Here is a 19,755-nt window from a genome sequence, read left to right on the forward strand (position 1 = left end):
CCATCCCGCAAAGAAATTCCCCACGAGGAGACAACAATGACCTCTGCTTCACCCACCTTTTTCCAGCGCATGACGCGCATGAGCCTGATCGCGCAGATCGCGATCGGCCTGGTCCTGGGCATTGCCCTGGCCATGGTCGCGCCCGGGGCGACGAAGTCGGTCGCCCTGCTCGGCGACATCTTCATCGCTGCACTCAAGTCGGTCGCACCGGTCCTGGTCTTCGTGCTGGTGACCGCCGCCATCGCGAGCCACAAGCACGGCCAGCCCACGCACATCCGCCCTGTCCTGATGCTCTATGTGATCGGCACGCTGGTTGCAGCCGTGGTGGCTGTCGTCGCCAGCTTTGCCTTTCCCACCACGCTGGTGCTCAACGCGCCCGAGGTCGCCGGCACCCCGCCGGGCGGTATCCTGATCGTGCTCAAGAACCTGCTTCTGAGCGCGGTCACCAATCCGGTCAAGGCCTTGATGGAAGCCAACTTCATCGGCATCCTGGCCTGGGCGATCGCGCTCGGCATGGTCCTGCGCCACGCCAGTCCGGCCACGCGAACCATGCTGAACGATCTGTCCGACGCAGTTTCGTCGATCGTGCACGTCGTGATCCGCTTCGCTCCGCTGGGCATCTTCGGCCTCGTCGCTGCCACGCTGGGCGACTCGGGACTCGACGCGCTGCTCGGCTACGGCCGCCTGCTGATGGTCATCGTCGGCTGCATGCTGTTCGTCGCACTGGTCATGAACCCGCTGATCGTGTTCTGGAAGATCCGCGGCAACCCGTATCCGCTGGTGTTCACCTGCCTGCGAGAAAGCGCGGTGACGGCCTTCTTCACCCGCAGCTCGGCGGCCAACATCCCGGTTAACCTGGAACTGTGCAAGCGCATGGGCCTGCACGAGGACACCTATTCGATCTCCATCCCGCTGGGTGCCACGATCAACATGGCCGGCGCTGCGATCACGATCTCGGTGATGACGCTTGCCGCCACCCACACCCTCGGCATCAACGTGGACATCCCGACCGCGCTGCTGCTGTGCATCGTGTCCTCGTTCGCCGCGGCCGGAGTGTCGGGCGTCGCGGGCGGTTCGCTGCTGCTGATCCCGATGGCCACCAGCCTGTTCGGCATCTCGACCGACATCGCGATGCAGGTCGTTGCCATCGGCTTCGTCATCAGCGTGGTGCAGGATTCGGCCGAGACGGCCCTGAACTCCTCCACCGACGTCCTGCTCACCGCCACCGCGTGCGCCGCAGCGAGCGGCGAACCGTTGAACCTCGAGCGTTCCTGACCGCCATGCAACACTTTGCCAGCGACAACTATGCCGGCATCTGCCCCGAGGCGATGGCCGCTTTCACCGCCGCCAACGTCGGTCACGCTGGCGCTTACGGCGAAGACGAATGGACGCGCAGGGTCTCCGATCGCCTGCGCGCGCTGTTCGACACGGACTGCGACGTCTATTTCGTCTTCAACGGCACCGCCGCCAACTCGCTCGCGCTCGCCTCGCTGTGCCAGAGCTACCACAGCGTGGTGTGCCACGAACTGGCCCACGTCCAGACGGACGAGTGCGGCGGCCCGGAGTTCTTTTCCAACGGCTCGAAGCTGCTGCCGGCGAGCGGCGAGAACGGCAAGCTCACGCCCGCAGCGGTGCAGGAAGTGATCTCGCGCCGCAACGACATCCACTACCCCAAGCCGCGCGTCGTGACGCTCACGCAGAGCACCGAGGTCGGCACCGTCTATCGGCCGGACGAGGTGGCGGCGATCGCTGCCTGCGCACGCAGCAACGGCCTGCGCGTCCATATGGACGGGGCACGCTTCGCCAATGCGCTGGCCACCCTGGATGTGGCGCCGGCCGACATTACCTGGCGCGCCGGGGTGGACGTGCTGTGCTTCGGCGGCACCAAGATGGGCCTGCCGGTCGGCGAGGCGGTGGTGTTCTTCGACCGCCGCCTGTCCGAGGACTTCGCCTGGCGCTGCAAGCAGGCCGGACAGCTCGCCTCCAAGATGCGTTTCCTGTCCGCCCCCTGGCTGGGCGTGCTGGAAGACGGCGCCTGGCTGCGCCACGCACGCCACGCCAATGCGATGGCGCAGCGCCTCGCCGCCGGATTGCAGCAGGTGCCGGGCGCGAAGCTGCTGTTTCCCGTCGAAGCCAACGGCGTGTTCTGCGAACTCCCCGAAGTCGTGCTCGCCGGGCTGCGCGAATGCGGCTGGCGCTTTTACACCTTCATCGGCGCCGGTGGCGCGCGCTTCATGTGCGGCTGGGACACCAAGCCGGCGAGCGTGGACGCGCTGCTCGCCGACGTGAGCAGGCTCTCTGCCTGAGTCGGGCCACCCGCGTGCGATGATTCCGCCCCTGTGCGAGCGTAAGCGAGCGACTCACCGATGAACCCCCTGGCGACGGCATCGCGGCGCGCCCCCGAATGCCGGTCGCCGTGGCGCGCCGTCGGCGCCGTGGCTCTGGCGCTAGCCTCGCCCGGCCCCGCACAGGCACAACAGATCCCGGCCATTGCCGTGGACGTCGGCCACACCCTCGCCGCCCCCGGCGCCATCAGCGCGCGCGGACGCAGCGAGTTCGACTTCAATCGCGAACTCGCCGGGCGCCTCGTCGCGGCCCTCGAACGGCTCGGTCTGCGCGCCGAACTGATCAACGCCGACGGCCGCATCGAATCCCTGCAGGCGCGGCCCGAACGCGCCGCGCAGGCGGTCTTCCTGATCTCCATCCACCACGACTCGGTCAGCGAACGGTACCTCACTCCCTGGGAATGGCAGGGACAAGCGCTCGACTTCAGCGACCGGTGGGCCGGGCATTCGCTCTTCGTATCGCGCCGCAATCCGGATGTTGCGGCCAGCCTGATGTGCGCATCGGCGATCGGCGCACGGCTGCAGCGCTCCGGTTTCATGCCGACCGACAAGAACGCACGCCGGCGCGAATACGCCGATGCGCAGCACGCGGTGCACTACTACGACAACCTCGTCGTGCTCTACGGTGCCCATCAGCCCGCGGTACTGTTCGAGGCTGGGGTGATCAAGCACCGCGACGAAGAACTGCTGCTGCGCGACCCGGAACGCCAGCAACGCATGGCCGACGAGATCGCCACCGGCGTCGCCGCCTGCGTCACGGCCGGCGGCATTGCGGCGGCGCCGAGGACGGACTGAGGGCCGTTCCGCGCTGCCGGATGACGCCTACTTCAGGCTTGCCAGGTACTGCACGACGGACTCGATGTTCGCCTCGCCAAGCTGGCCGACAGCGGTGCTCATCTCGGCATTGGTGCGCTCGCCGCTGCGCGCGAGGTAGCGCTTGAGATTCAGCCGCAGGTAGGTCGGCTGCTGGCCGGCGATGCGGGCGAAGGTCTCCGTGCCATATCCGTCCGCCTGGTGGCAGGACACGCACAGGCGCTTGTAGTGGCCCGCACCGGCGGTCGCCGCGGGCGGCGGCGGGGCGACGGACGGCGTCGCCGGCAGGTTCGCATAGAACAGCGCGATAGCCGCCTTTTCGCGGTCGCCCAGGACCTTCATCAGCCCCTGCATGAATTCGTTGCGACGCTTGCCGGACAGGAAGGCGTCGATCTGGCTGAGGATGTACGCAGGATTCTGGCCGGCGAGGTTGGGCACCTCGGGATAGCGGGCGATGCCCTTGTCGCCGTGACAGTTCTTGCAGAAGAAGGCGGCCGCGTCGCCTTCGCGCACGAGGGCTGTGCGCGTAGCCTGATCGGCTGCGGCCTTGCCGATCAACTGCATCACCGCCTCGTTGCCGGCAAATGCCGTACCGCTGCCGGCGCAGACCAGCAGCGCCGTGACGAGAGCCAGACGGCTCCGGATCATGTTCATTTCCCCCGGGGAGCGTGGCGAGCCGTTGGCAGCCCGCAGTCATGTCGGCGGCAAGTCCGCCTTCAGACAAAGGTCATATTTTTACATGCTTTCAGCCCCCGGTCCACGGGCCGGCAGGGTCCGCGGCGAACGCTCAGACGAAGACCGGCTCGGCCTCCAGATGCACGCCGAAGCGCGCGAAGACGTCGTCCTGAATCGCCCGCGCGATGCGCTCGACATCGACGCCGGTCGCGCCGCCGCGATTGACGAGCACCAGCGCCTGTTGCTCGTAGGCACCGACCGGCCCCAGGTCGCGTCCCTTCCAGCCGCTGCGGTCGATCAGCCAGCCGGCCGCGAGCTTGAAGCGCCCGTCGGGCTGCGGATAGCGCGGCAGGTCGGGATGCGCGGCATCGAGGCGCGCCAGCACCGCGGCATCGACGACCGGGTTCTTGAAAAAGCTGCCGGCATTGCCGAGGCGCGCGGGATCGGGCAGCTTGCGCTGCCGGATGGCAATCACGGCATCGGAAACGTCGAGCGCGGAAGGCTGCGCGATGCCGCGTGCGGCGAGCTCGCGCGCGACGTCGGCATAGCCCGTGACAGGCCGCCAGCACTTGGGCAGACGGAAGGTGACGGCGGTGATCAGAACGCGGCCCGCGAGCGCCTGTTTGAACACGCTGTCGCGGTAAGCGAAGCGGCAGTCGGCTGGGCCGAGCCGCAGCGTTTCACCGCTCTCCAGCGATACCGCCTGCAGGCTGTGGAAGCGCTCGGCCATCTCGAGTCCGTAGGCACCGATGTTCTGCACCGGGGCGGCGCCGACGGTGCCGGGAATCAGCGACAGGTTCTCGAGGCCCGGCCAGCCCTTGGCAAGCGTCCAGCGCACGAAATCGTGCCAGTTCTCACCGGCACCGGCCTCGACGTACCATGCGTCGGCGTCCTCTCCGACGAGGCGGCGCCCGGCGATCGCGACCTTCAGCACCAGGCCGGGGAAATCGCGCGTGAACACCAGATTGCTGCCGCCGCCCAGCACCAGGCGCGGCAGCATCCACGCCGGGCCGGCGATCAGCGCAAGGATCTCGGCCGCGTCCGCTATCGTCGCGAGCCGGGCCGCGCGCGCCGGCAGTCCGAAGGTATTGAAGGGCCGCAAGTCGGCATCGGGCACGATCGCTGGCACGGCAGCGGTCCCGGACAAGTCATTTCGCACGGACGAGCGCCTCGGTCGCAGACGAATCGATGGGAAAGACGCGGTCATAGCCAAGATTGAAGGCGAAGGCATAGATCACGTAGGCCGTCGCGAGTCCGAGATCGGCAACCAGCGCCGCCAGCCAGCCCATGCCGGTCCACGCCATGATCACCGGCAGGGTCATCAGCAGCAGGCCGCCCTCGAAACCGAGTGCGTGCAGGGCACGCATGCCGAACGGGCGCCGGTCGGCGGTGCGGCCGGTGCGACGACCCTCGATCCAGTCGAAGGCGGTGTTATAGACCGCATTCCACAGCGCGGCCATCAGCGCCGTGACCGCGAGCAGGCCCAGCGAATCGCCCATCGGCACGCCGCTCAGCCACGCAAAAGGCGGCGTGGTGAGCGCGAGTCCGCCGACTTCGAACAGGATCACCTGCCGGGCGCGATCGCGGACGGACCGGAGTTTGGGGTGGTGGACGGACAAGGAAACAGGACTCGGAGGGGCGACCTCACAAGATAGAACCTCGCCCCTCCAAAATCAACCGCTGCACTGCAACAATACAGCAGCCGGTCAGTACTGCTGCCGGCCCTCCTCCTGGCCGGCGGGTCTGCGGCGGCGCTGCTGCTCTTCCTCGCCGCTGCGGCGGTTGTCCTGCTGCGGTTCGCGCTGCACCCGCTCGCGCAGACGTTCGACCGGCCGCTGTTGCGGTTCGGCTTGGCGCTGCTGCTGTTCGGCCTGGCGCTGCTGCACGTCACGCTGCCGCTGCTCGGTCTGCTGTCGCACCGCGTCGCGCCGGCGTTCCTGCTCCTGCGCCTGCGTCGCCTGCTGGCGGCTGCGCTCTTCGCGCTGCTGTTCGATCTGCTGCCGGCGCGTCTCGCGTTCGCCCGCCTCCTGCTGACGCTGGGCCTCGAGCCGTTGCTGGCGTTCCTGCTGGCGCTGCTCGACCTCCTCGCGCTGGGCACGGCGGGCCTCGTCACGCCGCTGCTCCTGCTGCTCGCGCAACACCGAACGCTGACGTTGCTGTTCTTCCTGCTGCGCGGCCTCGCGGCGCACCTGGTCCTCGCGCTCACGCGCGTTCTGCTGCCGCAGCGCCTCGATGCGCTCCTGTCGCGGGGCCGCCTCGTCGCGGCGTTCCTGACGCAGCTGCTCGCGGCGCTGATCCTGCTGTTCGCGCTGGAGCTGGCGCTGGCGTTGCTGGTCCTGCTCGCGCGCAGTCCGCTCGTCACGCTCGCGCGCCTGCTGCTGGCGCAGCGCCTCGATGCGCTCCTGGCGGGAGTCGACGCGCTGACGTTCGTCCTCGCGCTGATCGCGCACGGCCGGCTGGCGCTCGTTACGGTCACCGCGCTGCAGCATGAGCTGGGCCGGTTGCACGGTGCGCACGCGCGTACCGTCGGGACGCACCACCTCGCGCACCGGGAAGCCGCGCTGCTCCCATTCGCGGAAGCGGTGCTCGCGACGGCGCTCGACGTCCAGCGCGACCGGCTTGGGCTGGCGCAGGATGCGCTCGGAGACGCGCGTCACGGCCTCGCTGCGGTCACGGAACGCGTAGCGCACCTGCTGCGGGGTCTTCACGACGCGGTCGATCTCGACCACGTTGGTGACGTGCGTGATGTTGACCTGGCGCACGTAGGTCGGGCTGTAACGGTAGTGCGGCACGTACACTTCCCGCGGCGCGAGGGGGAACCAGCTGACGTTGGGCAGGCCGGAAGTATAGGTGATGCTCGCACCCGGCGTGCCGATCCACGCGACCAGCGCCGGTGCATAGACCGGGCGCGCGATGTAGCGGCCCGGCACCCAGGCCCACACGCTGCGGATGCGCACCCAGCGGCCGTAGTGGAAGGGCGCGAAGCCCCACGGCGCATCGTCGACCCAGGTCCAGCCCCATGGCGCGATCGAAACCCAGCGGCCGTAGCGGTAGGGCGCCCAGCCGTAGGGCACGTCGCGCGGGAACCACACCGGGCCGTAGTCGTCGTATTCGCGCCAGTCGCCGTAATCGTAGAGATCCTCGGCACCTGTCATTTCGGGCGAAACATAATTGTTGCGCGCGATGCGGTCGTCGCGCCGGTCGCGCGCGAAGGACCACGCCATGAAGGCGTCCTCGTCGGGATCGTCCCACTGGACGTCGGTCGGACCGTCGCTCCAGATCTGGGCGCGGCGCCCCTCGGTGACGCTCACATGACGGTCGTCGGTGCGGAAGTCGATGTGACCGTGGTGGTTGCTCACCAGCGTCCCGGAATCGACGTAGTCGACACGGTACTGGCCGGGCTCCGCCGGCACCGCGACGCCGTCGCGCGTCTCGACCTCGATCGCGTCCTCGCGGTCGGCACTGCGGATGCGCATCGCGACGCTGCCTTCCTTCAGGCGCACGCGGATGCGCTCGTCGTCGAGCCGCAGCACCTCGACCGAGGTCGCCTGGTCAAGGCGCAACACGCTCGATCCGATGCGCAGTTCGGCGCGCCCGTCGGATTCGGTCGCGATCTCGTCGCCGGTCGTAACCGGCAGGTTCACGGCCGCGCTCACCCAGTCGCGGCGGCTGTCGCGCCGCAGGGCGACTTCGCCCTCGACCACGGACAACCGCCCCGCGCGCGACGGCGGGTCGGCCAGGACGGCGCCGCTGGCGCCCGTCAGGGCAAGCACCAGCGGCACGACAAACAGCAGTCGCAAGACGTTCTTCAAGTTGCGGACCATTTCGGTGTCACTCCGGACTAGCCCCTGCCGGGGCGGACGGATCCGGCGCACCTCGTATCTTCCGCAAGCGCGCCGGAATCCTGAGTATTCAACGGCCATGAAACGTCGTTGCCGACCCCCCACACAAATCCTTTCAATTCTGCGGCCGCGCCCGCTCCGCCACGCCCTGCCCCTCCGGCGCGGGCACCAGCGGACGCACCTCGCCGGTGGCCATGCCCGCATCGGCGCTGCCGCGCACCGGCTCCTCTGCGGACGCCTCCGGATCGCGCGGGGGCTCGGTCGGGGGCACGCGCGCCGGCTCGGGTTCGGCGACGGTCTGGCTCAGGTAGGGCAGCAGCGTCGGCGCCATCGACTTCAGGATCTGCACCGGCAGGCCGGACGTGAATTTGAACGATGCGGCGTCCGGTCCGATCACGTAGGCAGTCAGGGTGCCGAAGTGGCGCGGTCCGAGGTAGAAGACGAAGGTCGCGGTGCGGTTCATCGCAACCCCCCCCTTCACCTGGCCGCGCCCGCCCGAGATCACGATGCGGTTGTCGCCGGTGCCGGTCTTGCCGCCGACCGCCAGCGGAGAACCGTCGGGTGCGGTGAAGGCGCCGGCCAGACGGCGTGCGGTGCCGCCTTCGACGACTTCGGACAGCGCGCCGCGCAGGGCTGTCGCGACTTCCGAGGACATCACGCGCTCGCCCTCGCTCGGGCGGCGCGCGAACACCGTCTCGTACGGGGTGCCGGACGCGAAGTGCAGGCGGTCGATGCGCGCAGTGGGCAGGCGCACGCCGTCATTGACGATGATGCCCATCAGCTCGGCCAGGGCCGCGGGACGGTCGCCGGAGCTGCCCAGAGCCGTTGCGAGCGAGGGCACGAGGCGGTTGAACGGATAGCCCAGGCGCGCCCAGCGGCGGTGGATGTCGAGGAAGGCCTCGACTTCGAGGATCGTGTAGATGCGCGTGTCCTGCGCCCCCTTGTAGCGGGTGCGGAACAGCCAGCGGTACACGGCCTGGCGCTCGGCCTTGCTCGCGGCCACCGCCTCGTCGAAGTTCGCCTCGGGATGGGTGGCGAGGTAGCCTGCAAGCCACAGTTCCAGCGGGTGCACGCGCGCGATGAAGCCCTGGTCGGGCAGGTCGAAGGCCCCCGGCGCATAGCGCTTGTACAGCGTGGCCAGCCTTTCCTCGCCGAGTTCGGCCGCCGGCAGGCGCTCGGCCACGAAGGCGGAGAAGGTCTGCAGGTCGGCCCCGGGGTTAAGGTAGCGATAGGCCGCCGCGAGGCGGTCGGCGCTCGGGCGCAGGCCGTCCATGAAGGTCGCGCGGATCTTCTCGGGGCTCTGGCCCTTGTACTTGCGCCAGAAGCGCCGCATGAACACCTGCGCCTCGCGGTCGGCAAACTTGGCGAGATATTCGCTGCGGCGCGGATCGTCGTCGTCCTGCAGCAGCTGCGCCGTGCTGCCGGGGACCGCGTACATCGTGTGGCGCACGATGTCGCGCATCAGGCGCACGAAGGGCAGGTTGATCGAGGCCTGCAGCGCCTGCCGGATCGTCGGCACGCGGCCGTTGTCTTCCTTGCGGAAGTTGTTGAAGGTGTGGAGCCCGCCGCCGGTGAAGAAGGCCTCGCCGGGGCCGGCCGAATAGGAGCGCTCGAGCGCCGCTTCGAGCATCGCGGGCAGCTTGCGGTCGGACGTGCGGATCAGGTAGTCGATCGCCCAGCGCTTGATGTGGTCATGGCCGTCGACCTGGACCGTACGCAGTTCCGCGACCGGCTGCGCCGCGTGGCGCTGGTGCAGCTCGGCGACGATTTCGAGGTAGGTCGCGAGCACGCGCAGCTTGGCCGTGGAGCCGAGCTCGAGCTTGCTGCCCTCGTTGATGTCGAGCGGCTGGTCGGTGGTGTCGGTCTGCACGCGCACGCGATTGCCGCCTGGGGTGCGCTCGAACAGCGTGAAGCTGTAATGCACCTTGTCGAGCTGCGTCGGCGTGAGCAGGCGCTCACCGATGACGCCGGCGTCGCGGCCGAACTCGGGTTCGGCGAGCCGCTGCAGGTACTCGGTGACGACCTCCTGCAGCTTGCCGTCGAGTGTCGTCGAGGCCCGCAGGTCGAGGCGGTCGAGGTCGTACAGCGACACGTCGAGCATGCCCGCGATGCGCGTGCGCACGAGCGTCGAGCCCTTGTCCGCCGGCACCGGCACGCGCGCGGGATCGACCGCGGGGTCGCGGAACACGAGCTTCGCCTTGAGGCCCGCATCGCGCAGCCCCGGCCCGATCAGCCCGCCTTCGGCGAGGATGCGCAGGTGCGCATCGGCGAGTTTGGCGAGATCGTCGCGACCGCGGCCGAGGTAGTGCGAGGGGCGGCGGTGCGCGATCATCAGCGCGAGCACCTGGCGCAACGCCAGCCCCTGCTCCGCGAGCTCTTCGCCGCTCGCCTCGTCCTTCGCGAGCAGCTCGTTCACACGCGCGAAATCGGCGCCGAACCACACCCACAGGCCGTCGCCCAGGCCATGCACCTCGCCATACACGGGAGCGGCCGACAGCGGCACGGTATTGAGGTAGTCGAGCACCAGTTCGCGCCGCGCCGGCAGCGTCTCCGCGCCGTCGCGGTAGGCGCGCACGCTCGCCGACACCATCTGGCGCAGCTTCTCCTGCGGCGAGTGCGTGACGCCGTCGGGCGAATGGCGGTATTTCTCGGTCTGCGTCGCCAGCGTGCTGCCGCCCGGCGTGTTGAGGTCTTCGTCGACGACCTTTACGAGTTGGGCGAAGAGCGCGCGGCCGAAGCGCGCCCAATCCACCGCAGGGTTCATGTGCGGCCGGCTGGTGTCGAGCAGGTCGCGGTTCTCGATGAACAGCAGCCCGTGCACGATGCGTGGCGGGATGCTGTCGAATGCCTCGTAATGGCGGATCGGGTAGTGCGTCGCGTACAGGGATTCGGCGCGCGCATCGCTGACCGACAGGCCGGTGCGCGTCTTTTCGCGGTACGGCGGGAAGTAGCCGCGGCCGGCGTAGTCGAGGAGCGAGCCGGAGAAACGCGCCTGACGCTCGATCGCGTAACCCCGCGCGGCCAGGCGCTCGGAAAACTCCGTCAGCTGCGTGTAGCCCAGGCGCTGGTCGAAAGGGCCGTGCTCGGGAAAGCGGATCGCGTCGCTCGGGCCGGGCTGCAGCTCCCAGGCGAGCTTCGCCGCGTAGCGCGGAATCTCGCGCGACTGCAGCCAGGAAGTTTCGCTTTCGTAGTACGCCGCGACGCCGCCGACGATGATCGCCAGGACACACAGCCAGAACAGCGAGCGCCGCAGCACCCTGAACCACCCCCGCCGTTCCGGCTTCTTGTTGCTGGTGTTACCTGACACGTTGGCGCCCGAGTGCATGAGATGCGGGGATTATCCGCCATCGGCACGCCATCCAGATACCCGTGTTGCGTGAAGGAAACAGCCGCACCGTGGTGCAGCGCAGCAATTCTGATCAGCCAGGCAGCTACGACACAGTTCGGACTGAGCCTATCGACGCCCTGCGTATGCCCTTCGACGAGCTCGGGGCGAACGGTGACACAAGGCCGCGGAGGCCGGCTCCCCCGCTCAGGCCAGCACCTGCCCGTGCTCGCGCGTCGCGTGAAAGCCGACCTTGGGCCACTTCTCCATCGTCACTTCGAGGTTGTAGCGGCTGGAGGCCAGATACACGGGGTTGCCGTCCACGTCCTTGCCGATGCGCATCGACTGCTCGCGCTCGAAGTTGCGCCGCGTGAGCTCGTCCGGGAAGGTCAGCCAGCGCGCGGTGTGGATGTCGGCCGATTCGAAGATCGCGTCGACCTTGTACTCGTCCTTGAGGCGCTGCGCGACGACTTCGAACTGCAGCTGGCCGACCGCGCCGAGCAGCATGTTGCCGCCTTCCTGCTCGAACACCTGGATTGCGCCTTCCTCGCCGAGCTCCTGCAGGCCTTTCTGCAGCTGCTTGGACTTGAGCGGGTCGCGCAGGCGCGCGGCGCTGAAGAGTTCCGGCGAGAAATACGGGATGCCCTTGAAGCCGAGGTTCTCGCCTTCGGTGAGCGTGTCGCCGATGTGCAGCTGACCGTGGTTGTGGATGCCGATGATGTCGCCGGCGACGCCGTCTTCCATCAGCACGCGCTCGTTGGCCATGAAGGTCAGCGCGTTGGCGAGCTTCATCTCGCGGCCCGCACGCACGTGCTTGACCTTCATCCCCGACGTGTAGCGCCCCGAGCAGATGCGGAAGAAGGCGATGCGGTCGCGGTGCTTGGGATCCATGTTGGCCTGGATCTTGAACACGAAGCCGGTGAAGGGCGCCTCGGCCGGCAGCACGAGACGGGTGTCGGTGTCGTTCACGCCCGCCACCCGCGGCTGCGGCGGCGGCGCCCAGTCGATCAGTGCCTGCAGGATCTCCTGCACGCCGAAGTTGTTGATACCCGAGCCGAAGAACACCGGCGTCTGCTTGCCGGCGAGGAAGTCGCCGAGCGAGAACGGGCTCGATGCGCCCTGGATCAGCTCGACATCCTCGCGCAACTTGCCGACTTCGAGCGGAAACAGCTCATCGAGCTGCGCGTTCGCGATGCCCTTGATGAGTTCGCCCTCGCTGCGCTTCTCCTCGCCCGCGGTGAAGCGCAGCACGCGATCCTCGAGCAGGTGATACACGCCGCGGAAGGTCTTGCCCATGCCGATCGGCCAGGTGATCGGCGCGCAGTCGATCTTCAGCACCTCCTCGATCTCCTGCAGCAGGTCGAAGGTTTCACGCACCTCACGGTCCATCTTGTTCACGAAGGTGATGATCGGCGTGTTGCGCAGCCGGCACACCTCGAGCAGCTTGATCGTCTGCGTCTCGACGCCCTTGGCGGCGTCGATGACCATCACCGCCGCATCCACCGCGGTCAGCACGCGGTAGGTGTCTTCCGAGAAGTCCTGGTGGCCCGGGGTGTCGAGCAGGTTGATGGTGTTCCCCTGGTACTCGAACTGCATCACCGAGCTGGTCACCGAGATGCCGCGCTGCTTTTCGACTTCCATCCAGTCGGAGGTCGCATGACGCGCGCTCTTGCGTGCCTTGACCGTGCCGGCGAGCTGGATCGCGCCGCCGAACAGCAGCAGCTTCTCGGTCAGCGTGGTCTTGCCCGCGTCGGGGTGGGAGATGATGCCGAAGGTGCGGCGCTTCTCGACGTCACGCAGCAGTTCGGGCGGGTAGGGGGGCACTGAGGGGATGTCGGCCATGGATCGGATCGCAAAAAAACAAAGCCGCCGGCCGGAATCGGCGAGGCGGAGACAAACGCAATTCTATCAAGGAATTAGGGGTGATCGCAGGAGAATGGCGGCGAAGCGGCCGAAATCTGCGATCATGCGCGCCTAACCCACAGCCGGTTTCGCCGACCATGCCCAAAGCCACGCCCACGCTCCGCCAGCGCAAGATCTTCGCCCTGACCCGCATCCTCGGCGGCCTCGTCGCCGCCTGCTATCTCGGCTATGTCGTCGTCGCGAACCTTGCCGGCGGACTGCCCTTCGACGGCACGCTGGCCTTCACGGCGCTGGTGGCGGCGGCCGGATTCGGCTATGCGGCATGGTATCTGCGCGACCTGTCGGCGATCGCCCGTGAGGAGCGCGCGCAGGGCGTAAACGGCAACGGCGGCGCGAAGGGCTGAACCTTCCCGCCGCCGTCGATCTCGCCGGGCTTCCCCGGCGCATCACCTTTATCAGCGTGCCGGCTGCTTCTCGGCGACGTAGGGTTCGTGCAGCGCCACCGGCTTGGCCCCGCGCTTGCGCATGCGGATGTTGAGCATCTCGACCACCACCGAGAAGGCCATCGCCGAGTAGATGTAGCCCTTGGGCACGTGATGGCCGAAGCCTTCGGCGATCAACACCACACCGACCACCATCAGGAAGGACAGCGCCAGCATCTTCACCGTCGGGTGCGCCGACACGAAGTTGCCGATCGGCGCCGACGCTACCATCATCAGGCCGACCGAGGCGACCACCGCGGCCATCATCACGGTAAGGTTGTTCACCATGCCGATCGCGGTGATGATCGAGTCGAGCGAGAACACCAGGTCGATGACGATGATCTGCATGATGACGGCGGTGAAGGTCGCCTTGACGGCCGACGACGCCTCGCCCTCCTCGCCTTCCATCAGCTGGTGGATCTCGCCGGTGCTCTTCCACACGAGGAACAGGCCGCCGCCGAGCAGGATCAGGTCACGCGCCGAGAAACCGTGGCCGAACAGCTCGAACAGCGCCTGGTTGAGGCCGGCGAGCCATGCGAGGAGGGACAGCAGCGCCAAGCGCATGAACATCGCCAGGAACAGGCCGAGGCGACGCGCGAACGCGCGGCGTTCAGGCGGCAACTTATCGACGAGAATCGAGATGAAGATGATGTTGTCGATGCCCAGCACCAGCTCGAGCGCGGTGAGGGTCAGGAAGGCGACGATGAGTTGCGGGTCGGTCAGGAATTCGATCATGGCGGCATCAAATGGGCAATCCCGCCTGTATAACATGCGGCCGGCAAGAAACGCGAATTGCGGAACCGCAGCAAAGCTTCCGCAATTCCTGATTGACTGCCGCCGACCCGCAGCCTTCCGGACCTGCAGCCCCCCGCACCGGCGCAACCGACCATTGCATGTCGGCGCACGCCGATCACGTCGATATAATCATCGGAAATATGCTGCATACCCCCACCTGGCATAGGGTTCAAGGTATGCTTTGAGGTTTCGCATCCACTGCGCCTGGACCGAAATTCAGTTGGCCGCCTTCCCGTCCCACCTCCTCAGCCCGCACCTGACGATCGCATTGCTTGCGAGCGTCGTGATTCCTGCATCCGCGGCCGAATCGCCCTACTTCGAGGAGCTGCCGCTGGTGCTGAGCGCGACCCGTCTGCCCCAGCCCAGGCACGAGGTACCCGGCGCAGTGACGGTGATCGACCGCGAGCTGATCGCCGCGACCGGCTACCGTGACCTCGCGCGCGTACTGCGTCTGGTCGCCGGCATGCAGGTCGGGCAGGAACGCGGGCACGCGCAATGGGTGACCTACCACGGATTGTCGAGCGATTACCCGACCGAAATGCAGGTACTGGTCGATGGCCGTTCGGTGATCAACGGCAGCGCCTTCGGCGGTGTCGACTGGACCGGATTGCCCCTCGCGCTCGACGAGGTCGACCGCATCGAGGTCGTGCGCGGGACGAATGCAAGCAGTTTCGGCGCCAACGCCTTCCTCGGCGTCATCAACATCATCACTCGCCACAGCGTGGAGGACCCGGGATTGCGGGTAAATCTGCGCGCGGGCGACGACCGCATCCGCGACGCGACCTTCACGTGGAGTGGCGGCGACAGCCCGCTGACCCTGCGCGCCACTGCAGCCACACAGCGCGATGACGGTTTCGACGGCCTGCACGACACCCGTCGCACCGACACCTTCTCCCTCCGCGGAGACCTGCAGATCGACGCCGCTGATGCCCTGCTCGTGCGGCTCGCCGGCAACACGGGAGAGCGCGGCAACGGCTATCCGAATTCCGTGTTCGACAACAACGGCACTCGCCAAAGCTGGAACCGCAGCCACGACTTTCATCTGCAGTGGCAGCACAACGAGTCGGCCGACGACGAGTGGCTGGTCAATTACTACCGCAATCACGAACGCGTGCGCGACGAGTGGTTTGCGAGCGCACCGATGTTCCCGGCCGTGCCGCTGGACCGCAACCGTGAGAACGTGCGCGACAGCGTGGGGATCCAGCGGCGCAGCACCCCGACCCCGGACCTGCAGCACGTGTGGGGGCTGGAGGCGCAGCGCGAGGATGTCGACGCACCCTTCCTCTACTTCGGCGGCAACCCCGATGTCCAGTACCTGTACCGCGGATCGGGCAACGTGGAGTGGCGTGCGCGGGACGATGTAACGCTGAACCTGGGAGGCGCGGTGGAGAAGTATTCCGGCGCGAAAACCCACCTCAGCCCCCGCGCCTTCGCAAACTGGCAGGTGGCACCCGGACACACGCTGCGCGCCGGATATTCCCGCGGCCTGCGTCAGCACAACGTGTTCGCGCGCTACTCGGACATCCGGGCGATCGATCCGGCGAGCGACGCGGTGCTGGTTCGCCCCTACCTGCCGAATCCCGACCTGAAACAGACGCGCGTGGGCGCGAGCGAAATCGGCTATTTCGGCCGCTTCGAGACCTGGAGCACGACGCTGGACGTACGGGTGTTCGAAGAGAACATCCGCAACTTCGTCGTACGCGTGCCGCAGCCCGACCCCGTGCCGGCACCGCTGCTGTCGCCCTTCCTCGGGTCCACGCGCTACGAGAACCTCGACTCCGCGGTGCGCCTGCGCGGCATCGAATACGAGCTGTCGACGCGCCCCCGGCCCGGCACCGAGCTGCGCGTCGCACACGCCATCATCGACCGCGACAGCAGCCACCCCGGCATCGAGGACCGCAGCGCCCCCTACTCCGCGGTCGTCAGCTGGATCCAGGACTGGGGTGGCGGCTGGAAGAGCATGTTCAGCGTGTTGCGAATGGGGCCGCTTGCGGGCGGCGACGGCTACGTGCCGCGCTATCGCTTCGTCGCCCGGCCCTACACGACGTCCGACGCGAACATCACCTACACGACCAACATCGCGGGACACACGGTGCAACTGGGCCTCACCGCCCAGAACATCGGGCCCCGCCACCAGGAATTCGCCGACCGCAGCCAGCAGGCTGCAAGCGGCTCGAACGACCCCGTTAACGAAGTATGCCCGACCGCATACCTCTCGCTCAGCGTCGCGCTCGAGCGCGGCAAACGCCCGTGACTGCTGCGGCGACGGCGCAACTTCGTCCTTACCCGGCGAGCCCGCCCGGCCCGATCGATTCGATCGCGGCAACCATCGCCCGCGAGGACAGGGACAGCCTGCGGCTGCGTTTCGAACTGGTGGGGAATCTCCGGCAGGTGGCGGTCCCGAGCCGCCGTGCCGCCCGAATGGCGGACGGGCTGTGGGCGCACACGTGCTGCGAGGCTTTCATCGGCATCCCCGGCAGCCCGGCCTATCGCGAGTTCAACTTCTCGCCCTCCGGCGAATGGGCCATCTACGACTTCGACGACTACCGCATTCGACGCCACGATGAATGCGCCGTGCCCGCGCCACGCATTTCGGTGACGCACGAAGCAGGACGCCTGATCCTCGAAGCCTCGATCGACGCGAAGGCAGTGACGCACGGCTCACCACTCCAGTTCGGCCTCACGACGGTCGTCGAAGCCCTCGACGGCACGCTATCCTATTGGGCCCTGCGCCACCCCGGTGCGCGCCCCGATTTTCACCTCCGCGACGCCTTCACGCTGACGCTGCCTTGAGTCGCGTCGCGCACTGCCACTAAAAGATGACCGCCTCAATCCGGTTCGGCCTCGACCGCCTGCTCGAAGACTCCGCGCTGCGCCGCCCGCTCGCCGGCCGCCGCGTCGCCCTGCTCGCCCACCCCGCCTCGGTCACGCGCGCGCTGATGCATTCGCTCGACGCCCTCGCGGCGCTGCCGGACCTGCGGCTCAGCGCCGCCTTCGGCCCCCAGCACGGCCTGCGCGGCGACAAGCAGGACAACATGGTCGAGTCGCCCGACTTCATCGACCCGGCGCACGGCATCCCCGTGTTCAGCCTGTACGGCGAGGTGCGCCGCCCGACCGATGCGATGTTGGACAGCTTCGACGTGCTGCTCGTCGACCTGCAGGACCTCGGCTGCCGCATCTACACCTTCATCACGACGCTGCGCTACGTGCTCGAAGCCGCCGCGCGCCACGGCAAGGAGGTGTGGGTGCTGGACCGCCCCAACCCCGCCGGCCGCCCGGTCGAGGGCCTGGTGCTGCGCCCCGGCTGGGAGAGCTTCGTCGGCGCCGGGCCGCTGCCGATGCGCCACGGCCTTACGATGGGCGAACTGGCGCGCTGGTTCGTCGCGACGCTGAAGCTCGACGTCGACTGCCAGGTCGTCGCGATGGAGGGCTGGCAGCCCGACGCCGCGCCCGGCCACGGCTGGCCGCTGGACGAGCGCAGTTGGGTCAACCCCAGCCCCAACGCGCCCAACCTGTCGATGGCGCGCGCCTACGCGGGCACCGTGATGCTGGAAGGCACGACGCTGTCCGAAGGCCGCGGCACGACGCGCCCGCTGGAGCTCTTCGGCGCGCCCGACATCGACGCGCGCGCGATCCGCACGGAGATGCAACGCCTCGCCCCGCACTGGCTCGGCGGCTGCGTGCTGCGCGAGTGCTGGTTCGAGCCGACCTTCCACAAGCACGCCGGCAAGCTGTGCAGCGGCCTGCAGATCCACGTCGAGGATCCGGCGCATTACGACCACGCCGCATTCCGTCCGTGGCGCCTGCAGGCGCTCGCCTTCAAGGCGCTGCGCGGCCTGCAGCCCGACTACCCGCTGTGGCGCGATTTCCCCTACGAGTACGAGCACGACCGCCTCGCGATCGACCTGATCAACGGCAGCGAACTGTTGCGCCACTGGGTGGACGATCCGGCCGCGACGCCGGCCGACCTCGACGCCCTGACCGCTCCCGACGAGTCCGGCTGGACCACCGCGCGCGAACCCTTCCTGCTGTACCGCTAAACGGCGCAACGCTATCGCCGGCTTCAACAGCTTGATACAAATCACTTTTCCATGACTGGCCCGACGCTTGCATAGTGGCGGCGGTTTTCCGCATTTGCCGCGGAAACCACCAGGATGGAGAAACAACGTGCTAACCAAAAGCCTGATCCGCGCCGCGCTCGCGCTGTGCGTGCTGCCCCCCGTGGTCGCCGCTGCCGCCGGCGCCTTCACACCCGCCGCCCTGGACTCCCAGCCGCAGCGCGCCACTGAACCCGAGCCGGACGCGAACTACGTCTTCGGCCTGCTCGACCGCAACGGCGACGGCCGCATCGACGCCGCGGAAGCACGCGCCTCGGCGCCGCTGGTGAAGTACTTCGGCGACATCGACACCGATTCCGACGGCAAGATCGACCGTACCGAGTGGGTCGCCTATTTCCAGCACATGGATCCGCGCACCTGAGATCCGCGTCCCTGGTGTAGCGCTGCGCCCTTGATCAGCCTGACTCGGCGCGGCGCGCGGCGTCCGGTCGCCTGAGTCGCCTTCATACATCATCGCAGCCTGCCGCGGCCCCTTCCCGCCGGCTACAATTCGCAACCAGGTGTTGCGCCCGACCCGCGGCGCGACACGTCCGCCACCGGAGCGAATGCGATGAACGACGCCCTGCGCATCTTTGCGTGCAACTCCAACCGCGCGCTGGCCGCAGAAATCTGCGACAAGCTCGGGCTGGCGCTGAGTCCGCTGGAGATCTCGCGCTTCTCGAACGACAACCTGCACGTGCAGATCCGCGATAACGTGCGGGAGCGCGACGTGTTCGTCGTGCAGTCCTTCACCGAGCCCGTCAGCGACCACATCATGGAGCTGATGATCACGCTCGACGCGTTGCGCAGCGCCTCCGCGCGGCGCGTCACCGCGGTGATCCCCTATTACTCCTACGCGCGCTCGGACAAGAAGGACGCGCCGCGCATCTCGATCACCGGGCGGCTGATCGCCGACATGCTGCAGACCGCCGGCGCCAACCGCGTGCTGACGATGGACCTGCACGCCGACCAGGTGCACGGCTTCTTCTCGGTGCCGGTCGACCACCTCACCGCGATCCCGACCATCGCCGATCACTTCCGCCGCAACCACGACCTCGCGCACATGGTCGCGGTGGCGACCGACGCCGGCGGCGCGAAGCGCGTCGGGCGCTTCTCGGAGAAGCTCGGCATCCCGATGGCGATCATCGACAAGCGCCGCGTCAGCGACACCGACGTGAAGCACGGGGAAGTGGTCGGCAACGTGCGCGGGCGCGATGTCGTGATCTTCGAGGACGAGATCTCGACCGGCGGCACCCTGCTGTCGACGATCGCAACGCTGAAGGCCGCCGGCGCGCGCTCGATCCACGCCGGCGCCGTGCACGGCGTGCTGTGCGGCCCGGCGATCGAGCGCCTGCGCGACGCGCCGATCGAGTCCATCGTCGTCACCAACACCGTGCACATGCCGCCGGGCAAGCGCCTGGACAAGATCACGCAGCTCACCGTCGCGCCGCTCTTCGCGTCCGCGATCGAGCGCATCCACAGCGGCGAGAGCGTCGGCGCGCTGTTCGAGTAAGGGCG

Annotated in this window: 16 protein-coding genes; 9 read left to right on the forward strand and 7 right to left on the reverse strand. The window is 68.1% G+C overall.

Annotation, left to right across the window (positions count from 1 at the left end; translation table 11 throughout):
• The first annotated feature begins 36 nt into the window (after nt 1–36).
• Genes sstT through F464_RS27820 form a run of 3 tightly spaced genes read left to right on the forward strand, consistent with a single transcriptional unit; the run spans nt 37 to nt 3,140 of the window.
• Entirely contained in the window at nt 37–1,275 is a 1,239-nt protein-coding gene (sstT, locus tag F464_RS0103900) for a serine/threonine transporter SstT (RefSeq protein WP_018988469.1), read from the forward strand.
• A 5-nt stretch (nt 1,276–1,280) separates the two neighbouring features.
• Entirely contained in the window at nt 1,281–2,306 is a 1,026-nt protein-coding gene (locus F464_RS0103905) for a threonine aldolase family protein (protein ID WP_018988470.1), read from the forward strand.
• 60 nt (nt 2,307–2,366) lie between these two features.
• Nucleotides 2,367–3,140, forward strand: a complete 774-nt coding sequence (locus F464_RS27820) for an N-acetylmuramoyl-L-alanine amidase (RefSeq protein WP_018988471.1) — start codon at nt 2,367–2,369, stop codon at nt 3,138–3,140.
• A gap of 27 nt (nt 3,141–3,167) precedes the next feature.
• Here F464_RS27820 and F464_RS0103915 read toward each other — a convergent pair whose 3' ends face one another.
• The 6 genes from F464_RS0103915 to F464_RS0103940 all read right to left on the reverse strand — a co-directional run bounded on the left by F464_RS0103915 (nt 3,168) and on the right by F464_RS0103940 (nt 12,842).
• A complete protein-coding gene (locus tag F464_RS0103915; RefSeq protein WP_018988472.1) occupies nt 3,168–3,806 on the reverse strand; it encodes a c-type cytochrome in 639 nt (212 codons plus the stop codon).
• A 139-nt stretch (nt 3,807–3,945) separates the two neighbouring features.
• Nucleotides 3,946–5,040 (reverse strand): UDP-N-acetylmuramate dehydrogenase, encoded by a 1,095-nt coding sequence (gene murB, locus F464_RS0103920; protein ID WP_084600410.1) that lies wholly within the window; start codon nt 5,038–5,040, stop codon nt 3,946–3,948.
• Entirely contained in the window at nt 4,982–5,452 is a 471-nt protein-coding gene (locus F464_RS0103925; RefSeq protein ID WP_018988474.1) for a PACE efflux transporter, read from the reverse strand. Before F464_RS0103925 ends, murB begins: the two co-directional genes overlap by 59 nt.
• An 87-nt stretch (nt 5,453–5,539) precedes the next feature.
• Nucleotides 5,540–7,657 carry a DUF6600 domain-containing protein gene (locus F464_RS27825; protein WP_018988475.1) on the reverse strand — a complete coding sequence of 706 codons (2,118 nt, stop codon included), beginning with the start codon at nt 7,655–7,657 and terminating at the stop codon, nt 5,540–5,542.
• A gap of 133 nt (nt 7,658–7,790) precedes the next feature.
• Nucleotides 7,791–11,000 carry a transglycosylase domain-containing protein gene (locus F464_RS27830; RefSeq protein WP_018988476.1) on the reverse strand — a complete coding sequence of 1,070 codons (3,210 nt, stop codon included), beginning with the start codon at nt 10,998–11,000 and terminating at the stop codon, nt 7,791–7,793.
• Between the two features lie 207 nt (nt 11,001–11,207).
• On the reverse strand, nt 11,208–12,842 hold the full coding sequence (locus F464_RS0103940) for a peptide chain release factor 3 (protein ID WP_018988477.1): 1,635 nt from the start codon (nt 12,840–12,842) through the stop codon (nt 11,208–11,210).
• A 158-nt stretch (nt 12,843–13,000) separates the two neighbouring features.
• On the opposite strand from F464_RS0103940, the gene F464_RS0103945 reads away from it, so the two are divergent.
• A complete protein-coding gene (locus tag F464_RS0103945; RefSeq protein ID WP_018988478.1) occupies nt 13,001–13,267 on the forward strand; it encodes a hypothetical protein in 267 nt (88 codons plus the stop codon).
• A 51-nt stretch (nt 13,268–13,318) separates the two neighbouring features.
• Here F464_RS0103945 and F464_RS0103950 read toward each other — a convergent pair whose 3' ends face one another.
• Nucleotides 13,319–14,080, reverse strand: a complete 762-nt coding sequence (locus F464_RS0103950; protein WP_018988479.1) for a TerC family protein — start codon at nt 14,078–14,080, stop codon at nt 13,319–13,321.
• Between the two features lie 280 nt (nt 14,081–14,360).
• Here F464_RS0103950 and F464_RS0103955 point away from each other — a divergent pair, with 280 nt between their 5' ends.
• The 5 genes from F464_RS0103955 (at nt 14,361) to F464_RS0103975 (ending at nt 19,750) form a co-directional block, all read left to right on the forward strand.
• A complete protein-coding gene (locus F464_RS0103955) occupies nt 14,361–16,394 on the forward strand; it encodes a TonB-dependent receptor plug domain-containing protein (protein WP_018988480.1) in 2,034 nt (677 codons plus the stop codon).
• Nucleotides 16,391–16,933 carry a DOMON-like domain-containing protein gene (locus F464_RS0103960; RefSeq protein WP_018988481.1) on the forward strand — a complete coding sequence of 181 codons (543 nt, stop codon included), beginning with the start codon at nt 16,391–16,393 and terminating at the stop codon, nt 16,931–16,933. The genes F464_RS0103955 and F464_RS0103960 overlap by 4 nt, the downstream gene beginning before the upstream one ends.
• Nucleotides 16,934–16,959: 26 nt before the next feature.
• Nucleotides 16,960–18,180: an exo-beta-N-acetylmuramidase NamZ family protein gene (locus F464_RS0103965; RefSeq protein WP_018988482.1), complete on the forward strand. Its 1,221-nt coding sequence runs from the start codon at nt 16,960–16,962 to the stop codon at nt 18,178–18,180.
• A 127-nt stretch (nt 18,181–18,307) separates the two neighbouring features.
• Complete coding sequence (locus F464_RS0103970; RefSeq protein ID WP_018988483.1) at nt 18,308–18,619, forward strand: EF-hand domain-containing protein; 312 nt, start codon at nt 18,308–18,310, stop codon at nt 18,617–18,619.
• Nucleotides 18,620–18,808: 189 nt separating this feature from the next.
• A complete protein-coding gene (locus F464_RS0103975; protein WP_018988484.1) occupies nt 18,809–19,750 on the forward strand; it encodes a ribose-phosphate diphosphokinase in 942 nt (313 codons plus the stop codon).
• The last annotated feature ends 5 nt before the right edge of the window (nt 19,751–19,755 follow it).

Source organism: Aromatoleum toluclasticum ATCC 700605 (assembly GCF_000378245.1).
GTDB classification, from domain to species: Bacteria; Pseudomonadota; Gammaproteobacteria; order Burkholderiales; family Rhodocyclaceae; genus Aromatoleum; species Aromatoleum toluclasticum.

Excerpts from the sequence above, each read along its gene's own strand:
- F464_RS0103915 (WP_018988472.1), bottom strand. The coding sequence starts at position 3,806 with ATGATCCGGAGCCGTCTGGCTCTCGTCACGGCGCTGCTGGTCTGCGCC.
- murB (WP_084600410.1), bottom strand. The coding sequence starts at position 5,040 with ATGACCGCGTCTTTCCCATCGATTCGTCTGCGACCGAGGCGCTCGTCC.
- F464_RS0103965 (WP_018988482.1), top strand. The coding sequence starts at position 16,960 with ATGACCGCCTCAATCCGGTTCGGCCTCGACCGCCTGCTCGAAGACTCC.
- F464_RS27825 (WP_018988475.1), bottom strand. The coding sequence starts at position 7,657 with ATGGTCCGCAACTTGAAGAACGTCTTGCGACTGCTGTTTGTCGTGCCG.
- F464_RS27830 (WP_018988476.1), bottom strand. The coding sequence starts at position 11,000 with ATGCACTCGGGCGCCAACGTGTCAGGTAACACCAGCAACAAGAAGCCG.
- F464_RS0103940 (WP_018988477.1), bottom strand. The coding sequence starts at position 12,842 with ATGGCCGACATCCCCTCAGTGCCCCCCTACCCGCCCGAACTGCTGCGT.
- F464_RS0103945 (WP_018988478.1), top strand. The coding sequence starts at position 13,001 with ATGCCCAAAGCCACGCCCACGCTCCGCCAGCGCAAGATCTTCGCCCTG.
- sstT (WP_018988469.1), top strand. The coding sequence starts at position 37 with ATGACCTCTGCTTCACCCACCTTTTTCCAGCGCATGACGCGCATGAGC.
- F464_RS0103950 (WP_018988479.1), bottom strand. The coding sequence starts at position 14,080 with ATGATCGAATTCCTGACCGACCCGCAACTCATCGTCGCCTTCCTGACC.
- F464_RS0103905 (WP_018988470.1), top strand. The coding sequence starts at position 1,281 with ATGCAACACTTTGCCAGCGACAACTATGCCGGCATCTGCCCCGAGGCG.
- F464_RS0103975 (WP_018988484.1), top strand. The coding sequence starts at position 18,809 with ATGAACGACGCCCTGCGCATCTTTGCGTGCAACTCCAACCGCGCGCTG.
- F464_RS27820 (WP_018988471.1), top strand. The coding sequence starts at position 2,367 with ATGAACCCCCTGGCGACGGCATCGCGGCGCGCCCCCGAATGCCGGTCG.